Genomic DNA, 14,090 nt, shown 5'->3' with positions numbered 1-14,090 from the left:
AGTATGTTTTAGATTATACATACTTAAAAAAGGATTTGGATCAATAAATAATAAACCAAAATAAAATGAAAAAGGACAGATCTGATCTCAGATCGCATCCTTTCCTATCTGTGCGATAGTTTTGTCAATGTCTTCTGCAAGCTCTTCCGGAAGGCCGGTTATGCCCACATCAAGGAAACCACGTACGATCATTCCTACAGATTCCTCTTCAGAAAGTCCGCGGGCCATCAGGTATTCCACCTGTTCCTTTGCGATCCTTCCTACAGCTGCTTCATGTGTAAGTTCCACATCATCCACATTTGCCTCAAGTATTGGAATTGCTCGTTGTGTACCTTCGTTGTTAAGTACAAGCCCATGGCATTCCAGATGTCCTTTTGAATGAAGCTCATTTGCAACCATCTCTCCTCTGGCAGTGATCTTACCACCGGTAGTAATGGTCCTTGAAATAAGCTCTGCCTTTGTGTTGGGAGCATTGAACAATACCCTGCTTCCAAGGTCAAGCTCGGAACCGGGATGTGCAACAGCAATTGTATGGAACCTTGCGAAAGCACCTTCTCCTGCCAGAATTGCAGTTGGGTATGACTGAATTGATCTCACCGGCTTAAGCAGGATGTAGTTGTTGACGAACGTTGCACCTTCTTCGAGATGGATAGCGGTCCTTGGGCGCACTCCTATGTCTTCGGCCCAGTTGTGTATCATTGTGAAGTTAAGGACACCACCCTTTTTGACATATATCTCAGAGATACCAAGATGCATTGCTCTTTCAACGCCTTTCTTGGTGGTACATCCCGTTATGACATCAAGCTGTGCATTTTCTTCTACAATAAGGATGTTGTGAACGGTCTGTGTCACATCCTTATGCCCCATGACAAGACATGTCTGCACTGGCATAGAACTTTTCTTACCTGCAGGTGCACGAATGAAATAACCATTAGCGTTCTCAAGATAGCTTTTTGCAGTGTACTTGTCAGTATCCACGGAAACAAGCTTCCAGGAATATTCCTCCAGCCAGTCATGTTTCTCCATTGCTTCATGCAAAGACATCAGTTCGATGTCAGGATCACTGATCGATGAATGGGATATTGCATTGTCCAGCATCAGAAAACTGCCAGATCTCTCTTTCTCATCAGGCAGAACACCTACATTGAGAAGTGTCTGCTTGAAATCGCTGTCAAGGTCCTCAAGATCTTCTGTAACTGGTACTTCTTTTGTACCGATCTCAAACTCATCAAGGTCGAAGTCCTCTCCATACGTTGCAGTCTTTGCTATGGCCTTTTCAGCCTTTTCCTTTAAAGCTGTCCCCTTTTGCATTTTATGCACTCTCCATATCCCTGACTCTTTATTTCCTTGAGCATTTCACGTGGGTGACCTTTGCATACAACAGCACCATTACAAAGTATGTAGCCCATATCAGGCTCAACATAGTCCAATACCTGACCGGTATGCGTTATAATAAGTGCTGAATTTCCTCTCCTGTTATGGTCAACAAAACAGCTTGACCTGCTTTTCAGAAGTTCGTCTATGGTCTTACCTATTTCTTCAATGCTCACAAGGTCAACACCCGATTCCGGCTCATCGAGCAGGTACATGCACGGGTTTTGTGCTGATAGTTGTAATAATTCAGACCTCTTGATCTCTCCACCCGAAAAGCCAACATTAACATCTCTTTCCATGAAGCGCTCCATATCAAGTTTCTTTGCAACTGCTTCAGTGTCAAGACTGTCTTCTGTTGATATAGCGCTCACGAGCGTCTCGAGCTTAACACCTGTCAGATTAGGTGGTCTCTGGGTCATGATGCCCAATCCCCGTTTTGCTCTTTCATCAACTGAAAGGTTAGTTATGTCCTCGCCTTTGAATATAATCTGCCCACTAACAATATTGTAACCGCTAAATCCCATAAGCGTCATGAGAAGTGCGGATTTACCTGCTCCGTTAGGGCCAAAAAGAACAGTGGTGCTACCCTGCTCTACTTTGAGATTAACTTTGTTCAGGATCGTCCTGCCGCCAATCTCAACTACCAGATCTTTTACCTCGAGCATGTTTCCTCCAATTTTTTGAAGAGATATTCATTACCTATGACTTTAACACAAACTTTACAAATAAAATCTAACCAGTTGTCAATCACTGGTAATCTATAGCATTTTATAATATCTATAGCATTTTTCAAATCTGAACATGAGTATCTGTTACTTAGTTCTATCGACAAAAATGTTCAGGTCGCTAGTCTAATAGACATTACTGATAAGCTTTTGTGTTTGAGTTAACGGCGTGAAATGGGGATTGATTGGATATATAATTTATCTTCGGAGAATGAGACTGAATTCCGACAAAATTACCGCTAGCTCCGAAAGAGAAAACAGGTGATTTTTTAGAAAGTATATGCATGAAACGTTAATTTCAAGTTGAAAAGAAGTTAAATTGCTTAGACTATTCCTACTTCTTCAACAGACTTTATATGTATTGAGTTTGTTTAATATCATAAACAGATATGCTTATGGTTTGTTATTAAAAAAAATTATTTCCACTTTTTTGAATGATAAATTATATTGATCATATTTGAGAAATCTTCCAACAAATAATCTCAGTGGAACTTTATAGAATTAGATACCATTAAGTGGTTCAAGTGCTTTATAGCAATTCACACATTTCACACTTATTTGTTATAGAATAGGACAGAATGTTATAAACACATTCTAATGATCTACATACTAACAAAGAGGAATTAACCTGGCCAATTATAGAAGTAATATGAGGAAAAATAAGGGTGCTAGCGGCAAACCTTCCGATACTCCGGAAGTTACAAGAGTTCGTACCCCACGAAAAGATAAAAATGAGATCTTAGCAACTGTTGGTACATTGCTTGGTGGAAAAAGAGTTACATTACAATGCATGGATGGCGTTGTAAGGATGGGGAGGATCCCTGGTTCAAAGAAAAAAAGGATGTGGGTTCGTGAAGGCGATATTGTTATAGCGACTCCATGGTCTTTCCAGGATTCAAAAGCTGATGTGATCTGGAAGTACACAATGCCACAGGTAAACTGGCTTCAGCGCAAGGGTTACCTGAAATAAATGATGAATGTATTACCATTCATTATTTATTTTCATGATCATCACATGATCATTTCTCATCATTTAGTTTAATTCAATTAACTATTCTCATGATTTGTTAAATTTAGTAGCTGTGCCAGTAGCTATGCCTATACTTTAAATGAATAAAGAATAATGATGGATATTAGATTCGAGTAACATAATAGCTGTTTTCACTATTAACCAAGTAAATGCTACAATCGATAACTTAATTTAAAACTGCAATTCAAAACAAGAATTAGCATTAATTAAGATTACTATTAACGAAAATAAATGCCAAAAAAGTGACAATGAAAGATCGAACAATACGACCTTCCATCATTGAACTTATTAAACTGTAATTATACGAGCTCGCCAAATGCGAACTTTCTCATGACCTTGGTAACTTTGATTGTTACTTCGTCGCCGACCTTTGCGCCTGGGACGAAAATTACGAAACCGCTTACTCTAGCGATTCCATCGCCTTCTCTTGCGATATCTTCAATTGTTACGTCGTATGTTTCGCCAGCTTCTACTGGTGCAGTGGATTCCATGTTATTGAACAAATATTTCACTTCCTTTCAAGTGCTTAAAAAGATAATAACCAGACTAGTAAACATAAGGAGAAATAGCAAAACAGTTAAAGCAATACCATCCAAACCTATATATTCATCAAAGCAGCGTTAATCCTCTAAAAGCAATCTAAAAATACCTTATTTAGATATAAAGCTTTTGGATAATAATATTACCATCAACTGATGAGAAAAACGGATCGACCATATTCATATCTGACTCGTTTTGATCACTTATTTAAAACTAGATTAAAAAAAGTATAATTGATTAGAAATTTATTTATACAATAACTAAGGATAGAATAGAATGCTCAACATATAATATATTTGAAATTTTAAATATTAAGGATTATTGGGGGATCTGAACTTATGGAATCGAAATACTATTCATATATTATGATAATATCAGCATATGCTGCACTTGCTTTAGTAGCAGAAGTACTTCTTCAATTACAAATTGTTGCAATGAGATCAGGAATCAGCATATTTCTTGAAAGTAACACACATCTTATGGCAGCTCCTTTAATAGCACTAGCAGGATATGCTACAGTTAAAAAGTATAAATTAGCTGAGTGAGATCAAAGATTCATTCCTTGATCACTATTTTATTGTTCATTTAATTTTATAGGCTTCGGTCATATCACCATCATGAATGACGTAAATTCTTATTCTAACAATTGGTCTTTGGGATTTTATTAAGATCTTTACTTTCATTAAGTAATCCCGATTTAGATTACCCCATTATAGCCCTATAAATAGTTTAACAGAAAAACTATAGAATGATGCTATATTTGGCAGATGCTGTATTTGCTATTAGAAGGGGGAATTGACAATTACTAAAGATTCTGAAACAATTCAGAATAGGAACAGATCGGCTCAAAAAGGCTTAGCCTTTGATGAAATTATTGCAAGAACCTCAAAAAGTGTGTGCCCGAACTGCCTTAAGATCATCGATTGCCAGATGATACTGCGTGAGAACAAAGTATTTTTACGCAAAGATTGTCCTGAGCACGGGTCTTTCGAAACACTTGTCTATTCGGATGCCAATGACTATCTTGCTGCTTTAAAGAGCGACAGGCCCGGTTCAAAACCCCTGCAATACCAAAACCCTGTTTCTAAGGGTTGTCCCCTTGATTGCGGATTATGTACTGATCATCAGCAGCACACATGCGTTGGGATCGTCGAAATAAACGACACTTGCAATCTGAATTGCCCGGTTTGTTTTGCAGCTTCAAAAGGAAGTTTTACACTGCCTTTTGAAAAGGTAAAGGAAATGATAGACCTTTATGTCGAGTGTGAGAAGGAACCTGAAGTCCTCCAGATAAGTGGAGGAGAACCAACATTGCATCCGGATATCATTAGGATCCTTGAATATGTGGGTAAAAAGAATATCATTTATCCGGTTTTGAACACCAACGGGTTAAAACTTGCTGATATGGATTTTGCAGAAAAGATAGCATCTACTGTTCAAAATGATAGATCCGGAATTGGTAAACCAATCATATACCTTCAATTCGACGGATTGGATGACAGGACCTATACAACTCTCAGAGGAAGACCTCTGCTCGATATCAAAATGAAAGCGCTTGATAACTGTGAAAAACTTGGTTTGACAGTTGCTCTGGTAGCCACTATTGTTAAGGGAGTAAATGATCAGGAAATTGGTAATATCATAGATCTTGCCCTTGGAAAAACAAATATAAAAATGGTCAATTTCCAGCCAGCAACAATAACCGGAAGATATGAACTGGAGAAAAAGACCGAAACGAGACTAACCATTCCTGAAATATTAGACGAGATCGAGGATCAGACAGAAGGAGTGCTAAACAAAAATAATTTTATTAGCATCCCTTGCCCTCACCCAACCTGTTCAGTTTGTGCCTATGTTTACGATCACATGGGAAAAAAGATATCACTAACTAAATTCCTGAACTCCAGTGCCTGCCGTGACTTCCTTGTTGATCGCACTGTTGCAGACCTTAAAGTTACATCTAAGATAGAAAGATCGATCAATGCTCTGAATGTGCTTATGTCCAAAACTAACAAGTGTTGTGGCGATGGAACACAGAAATGTAATTGCACATTGTTCCCGGGCATGGTTTCAGATACTGGTAAAATAATAGACAACATAACTCTCATCTCTGTCCATGCTTTTATGGACGAATTCAATTTTGATCTGGATAGAGCGAAGAAATGCTGTATAACAGAGATCCTTCCTAACGGCCAAATGATACCATTCTGCGTGTACAACATACTCTACAGAGAAAAATTAAGCGCAAAATTCAGGAACACATGCCAATAATGAAGTCAACAGGAATGATGATCATACAGATGTATTCGATAATCGAGGGTTATGATGGATCCAAAAGAAATAAAGAAAATGGTAAAGGAAAGTTATACCGAAATAGCAAGAACTGGCTTGCCCTGCTGTTCAACGTCAAGCTCATGCTGTAATGTTAGTGGCATTGCGGAAGACATAAGCCGGGAGGTCGGCTATTCAGACAAAGAACTTGATGAGATCCCGGAAGGAGCAAATCTTGGTCTTGGTTGTGGGAATCCCACTGCACTGGCATCTCTGAAATCTGGTGAAACTGTCCTTGATCTGGGTTCAGGTGCAGGCTTTGATTGTTTCCTTGCAGCAGCCAGGGTAGGAAAGGAAGGAAAGGTCATCGGCGTAGATATGACACCGGATATGATCGAAAAAGCCACTGAAAAATCTTCAAAAGGAGGATATACAAATGTAGAATTCAGGCTGGGAGATATTGAGGACCTTCCTGTTACTGATAATTCCATTGATGTTGTGATCTCGAACTGTGTGATCAACCTCTCCCCTTCCAAAGATAAAGTATTCAGGGAGATATTCAGGGTCCTTAAAGGAGGTGGACGTTTCATCATATCTGACATTGCCCTTTTAAGCCCCATCCCGGACAGGATAAAAGAATCCGCAGAGGCGTATATCAGCTGTATTTCAGGTGCGATCTTAAAGAAAGAGTATCTGGATGTTATCAGAAAATCCGGGTTCGTAGATATTGAGATAATAGAAGAGACAACTTATCCATTCGACCTGATCGTTGCAATGATCTCACCTGATGAAATGACTGCGATCCTGAAGGACATGGATCTTTCCATGGAAGAAGCAGAAAAGATGACAGGATCTGTAGTTAGCATTGAAGTTGGTGGAATTAAGCCATCTTAAGAAACATAAAATGATAGCATAAATAAAATAATCAACTGCTTTTAACTTTAGTATGCCACCACACGTATTCAAATTCGTTTAGTAACAATTGCTCTCTATCTTCATTATCAGTAAAATTATCCCAATCGATCTGTGTAGCCAGGTCAAAATTGACCTCGGTGTGGAAGATCTTCATCATTCTGCGGGTGCCTCTTGCAGTTAGTGACATCGAGCTACCGGTAAAAACAATATTTTTATCACCCAGTTCTTCTGAATGATCAAGGACAATAGGCATGATCTCAAAAATAGACTGGATCATTGAATTGCGCAAATGCTCGTTGTCAGAATAGGTCCTTCTTTCGAGTCCGATCACTATTGCATTAATGTCTTCGTAGTAACTTACCCCAACTACACTAACTCCTGAATCCAGTGATGGTTCAGACAATTCCAACATTAAAGCATCTTCTATTGTTGAAAATTCTGCTTTTGTGGAACCAGTACTTTTCCCCATGGACTCTGATGAATAATTATTATCAATTAGTGTTACCGTTGTAAGTAAAATAATTACAATTATCAGAGCAAATAATATTTTTAGGACTGATGCCACCGTTTTACTACTCCTACATAATGATCGAAAGCTTTTATTTCGAAGTTTTGCCTTTTATTGTTATTTTATTCTATTTTGAATACACAACCGAAATATGATATATATGTTTTGTGTTTAGAAGAGATATTTTTAGTTTGTTAAACATCAAGAGAGATCATGAAATAATATGTACGATACAGAATATTCAAATTACACAACAAACAAGAAATAAGTGGGCTTCCAAATCTCAACCGGGAAACTGTTCGAGTACCAAGATTTACTGAGAGTTTAGTTTAGTTTAGTTTAGTTTAGTTGGTTGGGATTATAAATCGAGCAGGAGGTTGCCGTGAATTGTGAACGTTTGCCTTCAGGGCGCTTAAAGTGCTCGCCTGGCGATAGCAATCAAATTGCCTGTATTTGACCTACTCATATCCACACATGATCTTCAACAATTGCTCGTTCTCATGCAAATTCAAGAATGATGGATTGAGAGCTTGATTATACTGTCCATTATATGTTATCAACTCTGTTACCACTTTTGGATAATTAGTATCCAATCATGGGGTCAAAAACGATTATTAATCAATAAACCAAATTTAAAGAGTACAATATAATACAGGAGAAATAGAACATGTCAAATTCACAAACAATGTCAATAGAAGAACTGTTTGCACTCCCAAAGAATAAATTTGTTGATAGGTGCAAAGAATGGTGCAATGAGTTCAATGACGGACAACCTATGAAAACAGATGAAAATAATCCCTGCCCGGTTCACGTATGGGTAGCACTTAATGGGAAAAAATGTGCTCATGACACCGTTGCAAACATTGCACCGTGCCCCGTATGTGACCAACCAATGTGCCCGGATTGTATGAATCACAGCGTCCACCAACTCTCAAGAGTAACTGGATATATATCCAATGTTAGCGGATGGAACGCTGCAAAAAGACAGGAACTTAAAGACCGTGTGCGATCTGATCTAAAATGATGTGAGCTATACGCAAATGGATTATTAGAGATAAAGTAATCCAGCATTTCTTTTTATATCGTCGCTTCTCAGCAACAAATACGAACTTCATTGTATGTAGGGAAATATTTCCGAGAGAAGACTTTTTTGAATCCGATGACAAACTCTTACCTATAGATGTACTCTACGAAATGAATCAAGTTTTAATTGAATAAAAAGAAAGAGGGCATAAAGCCCCCACTCACTTTTTATTCTTGTCTGCTGCAGACTGAGCACGGGATTTAAAATTCTGATTGTTGCCTGTTTTATCCGCATTAGACTGTATTCTTGAAGCTGCTTTCTGGTCCATTGATTTTTCTGCCATTTAGTTTTCACCTCTGGTTTAGTTTAGATTAGAGATAAGTATATTATGAATATTATCTCAGAATATTTTTAGTTAATTCTTAAATATAAGGTTAATGTTTTTAAATAAGAACGATTATAAGAAAGTCAGCACTTTAAATAAATGTTTAAAACTACATCTATATGGAGTTAAGTGGAGGAAGTCTATGGAAGAGAACGAGTCGTATGATAAATTAGCTGTATTAATCGACGCTGATAATGCTCAGTCATCACTTATAAAAGGATTATTTGACGAAATTGCAAAATATGGAATCGCAAACGTGAAGCGGCTTTATGGGGATTGGACAGGCCCTCAACTTTCAAATTGGAAAGATATCTTGCACGTATATTCTATTCAACCAATACAGCAATTCAGTTATACAGCTAAAAAAAATGCAACCGATAGTGCATTGATAATAGATGCAATGGATTTACTTTACACAAAGGATCTTGATGGGTTTTGTATCGTTTCAAGTGATAGCGACTATACCAAACTATGTCAAAGAATACGCGAATCGGGGGCATTCGTATATGGTTTTGGTGAAAAAAAAACACCTGAAGCTTTCAGAGCTGCTTGCAATAAATTCATCTACGTAGAAAATCTCAGGAAAGAAGAAGAGACAGAAGTAGAAGAAAAGGAAGCAAGTGTTACAATTTCGACTCCCCACAAAAAGATAACTACAAATGAGTTAAAAATGGATACAAAACTTGTGACTCTATTGAGAAGTGCAGTTGAAGACTCTGCTGATGACAATGGTTGGGCATCTTTGGGAAATGTTGGACAAAATGTGATGAATCGAGAATCAGATTTTGATTCAAGGAATTACGGATACAAGAAATTAAGTGATCTGATTGAAGCAATTGACCTCTTTAAAGAGGAGAAAAGAGGCGAGAACAAACACATATATGTAAAAGATGGTCGTTCAAAAAAGAGTAATTCTTGATTATGGGGGGCATAGAATCAATTTAAGCCTCTCACAAAATACTATTGATCTGAATTCATTATTCATGTTTACCATCAGAAGAAAGTTCTTGCTTTTAGCAGATTAACTTTTATAAATTAATTTATCAAACGATGAATAAGATAATAATGCTCTTTGCACCATCATGCATATAGATGCTCAGCTCATAAAAAATACAACGTACAAACTCTTTCTCGCTTACAGAATCACATACCTCCACTCCACAATATGAGTCGAATTTTTAGTTCTTCCAGTTGCATGAATCTTTGTATGATTCAATATGAATATCTTCAAAATATTTTCAAAAAAATAGGACTATCCAATAGAAATTGGTAGCCCGGCACGGATTCGAACCGAGGTTGCGGGATCCAGAGTCCTGCATGATTGACCACTACACTACCGGGCTGCTTATGATTACAGCACCTACATAGTAACTCTAATTAATAAAGCTATCGGCTGGTGCATAAAAAGGACTTACATATCGTCCGGATTCTCGTCCAGAATAGCTGTCATCCACCATCTTGCCATATCAATAAGATCATGGCTGAACTGGCCTGATAATCGATACTTATGGTTCTTATTGGAGATCATTCCAGCACCAAGAAGCTTGTTCCGCATTGCATAGAACGAGGCCCGGCCTATGTCAAGCTCTTTTATGACATCCTGCCATTCGCTTGTTTTGATAGGATTTCCTGCCTTCTGGCGCTCTTCGACCATGATCAGGAATTTCTGCCCGCGCATAGCTGTGGCATCTTCCTGGAAAAGACGACGCATAAGGCTAAAATAAGGATCTCTGGAGCGAGTTATGCGTGCATTTGTATCGGAACGTACCATTAATGTCGTAGAGGTTCTGGGAGCATCTTTTACAGATACCATTCAAGATCAAAGCCTGCTGGTCAAAGATCAGCTTGAGGCAATCCCCTTAGAATTAAGTTCTGATTTTAAAAGATCAGCATATTCTTCCTTTAAAGAATAGACCGTCGGGGTCTTGTAAGATTCCTTATGGGACCTGAGAATTCCAAGCTTTGAATGTATGTAGCCAACCATTGAAGCAACTGCGCTTCTGGAAACATCATACTTTTTGGTGATGGTTTCGTGCAATTCATCTACAGTAGACTTCTTTAAGTTTAAAAATAATGATAGGACATAGCTCCTAAGTCCATTAACATCCAGTTCTATGAATTTTTCAAGCCGGTCTTTAATTTTAGATCGAATAGATGCCATGATATGTATTCTCCCTAAAGAACAGTAAAACATATTATGTAGATAGCAGTATATATATCTTTGTAAAATAATGACGCAAAATTAACATCAGAGCGATTGATTCATAAGAGGATTATAATGACAGCTCCAGATAATCGAAATTATAGTTACGATCTGAAAGAGAATATACTTTATGCAGGAGAGAAAAAGGTACCTGCCTATGAGCTGGAAGAAAATGAGATTGGTACATGTGGCGACTGTGAATCGACCATCATAAGTCTCAGTTATCATGAGACTGATGACGAATTCATTGTCGCGGGCAAATGCACGAAATGTGGAATTCTCTCTGCAAACATCTATGATCCTGACTGGAAATGGGTAAGTGAACTCACGATCTCTCACTTTTCCAGACCTCTCTCTGAGAACAATACAGAAGAATTATCGGGAACACCTCTTAATGCTCAAGATCCCAAAGAAGCAGAAATGCCTGAAATTAATGGTCTGGAACTATTGAAGACCATTCCCATGAAACAAATAGAGACTATTTTTTCACCCACAGAGATCACGGCACTGTTTGCACGTGCAAAAGGTGAGAAATGTGTAAGACAATATCTTTACAATGCCAGAAAAAAGTATCAAACCTTTGAAGATGTTTTTGGAGTCAAGCTTACAATTTAAAATGACGAGTTTGATAGCGTTTTTTAAAGTGAAAGTAGGTTTAGATATTTATTGTAATAATATAATATTACGTTAATTAATCTTGAAAATATAATTTAAAATTATAATATACTTATATAGTTGTTACGCAATATTATTTCAAACATTCTTATTAATTTGTAACTGATTAAATGTTACCAAACAAAATAAACATATATAATTTTTTAGGGAATTGGTTTGAAATATAAAAATTTTTATTAAAGTTTTATTAAATTTAAAGTAGATGTCACCTCTATTTTGCCTATACGTTCTCGGACATTCTTTGATTGCAGAGTGTATAGGTAATGAATTAAATATTGCAAGAAACGCATAAGCAGATTTTAAAAAAAATAATATTAAATGCTTATAAAATAATAAGAAAAATTAGGAGAAGAAAGATCTACATTAAACTCTAACCCAAAAAAGTGAGTGATGCTTGAGATCATTTAAGGATATCTCACTTTTTGTTTATTTGCTTCAATCGAACATTTAACTATGAGAAAAATGCCTATGCTTTATTAACATAATATTAATTACAACCTATATACCAGTTGTAATCAAAATATATGTAGAAAAGCATAGTGCTTTTTTGGACATAAATGTTCTAACTTTTAAGATATAATCTGAATAATCAAACAAATTAGATCTGCTTTAACGAATATGCCTGGCATAACTGAGATCAAAAAGAGTTACAAAATTGCATATTACATAGACTATATGTATATGATACAGTGACATTCCTAATATGCATTTCTCGATTATATTTTGTAGAGAATACCGGGTTTGCAAGATTGAAACTGTATATTCCTATATACTTTGTAATTGATGAGTTTACAAAACTGCACACTTAAAGGTGTAAGCCATTGTCATTCATATATGATATATGAATGAGTGTCGATTGGTTCTTAACGAAGAAGATTGTCTTATTTAAGGTTGGAAGTTGACATAACTCTATTAGCAAAATTATTTTTTTAGAAAAATGTGAATTAACATGATTACTCTATAAAAATTAATGCTCTGTTGCGAGCAATATGATAATTTTGTACTATGCTAACTAACCCCTTTTTAAACCATGACCCCTATACTATGTAAGCAATAAAATAATATATAAATATACTCATATAATAATATAATGCGTAATAAAATGCATACTTAATTATATATAACAAAAAATAGCATTTTAAGATGAATTTGTCTTTTGAATTTATTTTAATATGTTTTGCAATGTATGCGACATCAAATATAACTGAAATTTCATATATATTTAAATATATACTATTTGTTGTACCCTTTCTATACACAATACTTTATTAGGCAAACATAGCTAATATTAAGTATATATCTATAAAAATATATCTAATAAACGATAAAAAATAGTAGATAATTAAAAATAGATATTATAATAAATACTATAGAGTTAAATTAAACTAAGACATAGGAAATATTCTTAAAAAGAAATAGCTATATGAATCTGCTATTATTTAGGTTAAACACTATACACTAAAGGAATTAAAAAGTAATAAATAAACATACCCTTATAAAATTAAGTAATGATCTCTTAATATTAAAATATTAGAAATACAATTAAAATAAAGCCATATTAATTTAATGACAACTTAATTTGGCAATGATATAAAATTAAGCTGAATATTATATGACATATTTATAGATATTATATAATTTATTGAATCGCCCATTTTAATATAACTAGTCAATGAAGCATAAATTAAAATATATATTCTATAACATACTATCATTAGTATGCTATCAAACGAGTATATTATAACTAATATTATTTGAAATAAATAATGAAGTTATTTAAAGAAACACATAAAAATACCGCTACAAAGAACAATATAATATAAAGCATATATTTAGATATGCATATAATAAGTATTAACTTCAAAGAAATAACAAATATCAGAAATCTTTATTCATCAAAAATATATCGGAACCAGTTGCAATAAAGACCCTTCGTTTTAATGTACCCGTATACCAAGACCTTAAGCAAGATTATCCAGAACGGTTCTGAAAATGTAAGTGCGAAATTCTGGAAAAAACGTCCCCATCACTCTTCTGTGCACTCTCGCATCTTCAGAACTTATCACGAACACATCAAATCCGCATCACAAGATCTTGCTTAAAAATGATTTTGTCCTTTCATGTTTAGCATTGGAAAAGATATCCTCAGGAGTACCTTCCTCAACGATCACACCTTCATCCATGAAAAGTACGCGATCAGCGACTTCTCTGGCAAATCCCATTTCATGGGTTACCACGACCATTGTCATGCCTTCCTTTGCAAGGTCTTTCATTACATTTAGGACCTCACCAACCATCTCAGGGTCCAGAACTGAGGTCGACTCGTCGAAAAGCATTACCTTTGGTTGCATAGCTAGTGCTCTTGCAATAGCAACCCTCTGCTGTTGACCACCCGAAAGTGCACCTGGCCGGACGCTAAGTAGATATATACCAAATAGAG

14 protein-coding genes, 1 tRNA gene and 1 pseudogene are annotated in these 14,090 nt (G+C 36.0%); 7 read left to right on the top strand and 9 right to left on the bottom strand.

Features of this window, described 5'->3' with window-relative positions; all coding sequences use genetic code 11:
- Positions 1-87: 87 nt before the first annotated feature.
- Both E7X57_RS06685 and E7X57_RS06680 read right to left on the bottom strand, forming a co-directional pair.
- Positions 88-1,311: a SufD family Fe-S cluster assembly protein gene (locus tag E7X57_RS06685; RefSeq protein WP_135611892.1), complete on the bottom strand. Its 1,224-nt coding sequence runs from the start codon at positions 1,309-1,311 to the stop codon at positions 88-90.
- Complete coding sequence (locus E7X57_RS06680; protein ID WP_135611890.1) at positions 1,290-2,039, bottom strand: ABC transporter ATP-binding protein; 750 nt, start codon at positions 2,037-2,039, stop codon at positions 1,290-1,292. The genes E7X57_RS06685 and E7X57_RS06680 overlap by 22 nt, the downstream gene beginning before the upstream one ends.
- A 709-nt stretch (positions 2,040-2,748) precedes the next feature.
- On the opposite strand from E7X57_RS06680, the gene eif1A reads away from it, so the two are divergent.
- A complete protein-coding gene (gene eif1A, locus E7X57_RS06675) occupies positions 2,749-3,069 on the top strand; it encodes a translation initiation factor eIF-1A (protein WP_135611888.1) in 321 nt (106 codons plus the stop codon).
- 359 nt (positions 3,070-3,428) lie between these two features.
- On the opposite strand, the gene E7X57_RS06670 is transcribed toward eif1A, so the two are convergent.
- Positions 3,429-3,620 (bottom strand): TRAM domain-containing protein, encoded by a 192-nt coding sequence (locus E7X57_RS06670; protein ID WP_048194628.1) that lies wholly within the window; start codon positions 3,618-3,620, stop codon positions 3,429-3,431.
- Positions 3,621-4,007: 387 nt separating this feature from the next.
- Between E7X57_RS06670 and E7X57_RS06665 the strand changes: the two genes are divergently transcribed.
- The 3 genes from E7X57_RS06665 (at position 4,008) to E7X57_RS06655 (ending at position 6,834) form a co-directional block, all read left to right on the top strand.
- A complete protein-coding gene (locus E7X57_RS06665) occupies positions 4,008-4,214 on the top strand; it encodes a hypothetical protein (RefSeq protein WP_135611886.1) in 207 nt (68 codons plus the stop codon).
- Between the two features lie 250 nt (positions 4,215-4,464).
- Positions 4,465-5,940, top strand: coding sequence for a radical SAM protein (locus E7X57_RS06660; protein ID WP_135611884.1), 1,476 nt, complete (start codon positions 4,465-4,467; stop codon positions 5,938-5,940).
- A gap of 51 nt (positions 5,941-5,991) precedes the next feature.
- Entirely contained in the window at positions 5,992-6,834 is an 843-nt protein-coding gene (locus E7X57_RS06655) for an arsenite methyltransferase (RefSeq protein WP_244603624.1), read from the top strand.
- Positions 6,835-6,865: 31 nt separating this feature from the next.
- On the opposite strand, the gene E7X57_RS06650 is transcribed toward E7X57_RS06655, so the two are convergent.
- Positions 6,866-7,324: a hypothetical protein gene (locus E7X57_RS06650; RefSeq protein ID WP_135611870.1), complete on the bottom strand. Its 459-nt coding sequence runs from the start codon at positions 7,322-7,324 to the stop codon at positions 6,866-6,868.
- Positions 7,325-8,030: 706 nt separating this feature from the next.
- Between E7X57_RS06650 and nrdD the strand changes: the two genes are divergently transcribed.
- Positions 8,031-8,387, top strand: a complete 357-nt coding sequence (nrdD, locus tag E7X57_RS06645; RefSeq protein WP_135611868.1) for an anaerobic ribonucleoside-triphosphate reductase — start codon at positions 8,031-8,033, stop codon at positions 8,385-8,387.
- 220 nt (positions 8,388-8,607) lie between these two features.
- Here the strand turns inward: nrdD and E7X57_RS12865 are convergent, their stop codons facing one another.
- Positions 8,608-8,730: a hypothetical protein gene (locus E7X57_RS12865; RefSeq protein ID WP_256369407.1), complete on the bottom strand. Its 123-nt coding sequence runs from the start codon at positions 8,728-8,730 to the stop codon at positions 8,608-8,610.
- 184 nt (positions 8,731-8,914) lie between these two features.
- Between E7X57_RS12865 and E7X57_RS06640 the strand changes: the two genes are divergently transcribed.
- Positions 8,915-9,691 carry an NYN domain-containing protein gene (locus E7X57_RS06640; RefSeq protein ID WP_135611866.1) on the top strand — a complete coding sequence of 259 codons (777 nt, stop codon included), beginning with the start codon at positions 8,915-8,917 and terminating at the stop codon, positions 9,689-9,691.
- Positions 9,692-10,039: 348 nt separating this feature from the next.
- On the opposite strand, the gene E7X57_RS06635 is transcribed toward E7X57_RS06640, so the two are convergent.
- The 3 genes from E7X57_RS06635 to E7X57_RS06625 all read right to left on the bottom strand — a co-directional run bounded on the left by E7X57_RS06635 (position 10,040) and on the right by E7X57_RS06625 (position 10,933).
- Positions 10,040-10,115 (bottom strand) — tRNA-Gln (locus tag E7X57_RS06635).
- 68 nt (positions 10,116-10,183) lie between these two features.
- Positions 10,184-10,585, bottom strand: coding sequence for a hypothetical protein (locus E7X57_RS06630; RefSeq protein WP_135611864.1), 402 nt, complete (start codon positions 10,583-10,585; stop codon positions 10,184-10,186).
- Positions 10,586-10,612: 27 nt separating this feature from the next.
- Positions 10,613-10,933: a DUF2551 domain-containing protein gene (locus E7X57_RS06625; RefSeq protein WP_135611862.1), complete on the bottom strand. Its 321-nt coding sequence runs from the start codon at positions 10,931-10,933 to the stop codon at positions 10,613-10,615.
- A gap of 117 nt (positions 10,934-11,050) precedes the next feature.
- Between E7X57_RS06625 and E7X57_RS06620 the strand changes: the two genes are divergently transcribed.
- Positions 11,051-11,590: a hypothetical protein gene (locus E7X57_RS06620; RefSeq protein ID WP_135611860.1), complete on the top strand. Its 540-nt coding sequence runs from the start codon at positions 11,051-11,053 to the stop codon at positions 11,588-11,590.
- Positions 11,591-13,734: 2,144 nt separating this feature from the next.
- Here E7X57_RS06620 and E7X57_RS06615 read toward each other — a convergent pair.
- Positions 13,735-14,058: pseudogene (locus tag E7X57_RS06615) on the bottom strand (amino acid ABC transporter ATP-binding protein); the annotation flags it as partial.
- Positions 14,059-14,090 lie beyond the last annotated feature (32 nt).

It is taken from the genome of Methanococcoides sp. AM1 (genome assembly GCF_900774055.1).
Classification (GTDB): Archaea; Halobacteriota; Methanosarcinia; order Methanosarcinales; family Methanosarcinaceae; genus Methanococcoides.
Note: the sequence above shows the minus strand (reverse complement) of the source record. Positions and strands in the feature narration are given on the sequence as shown.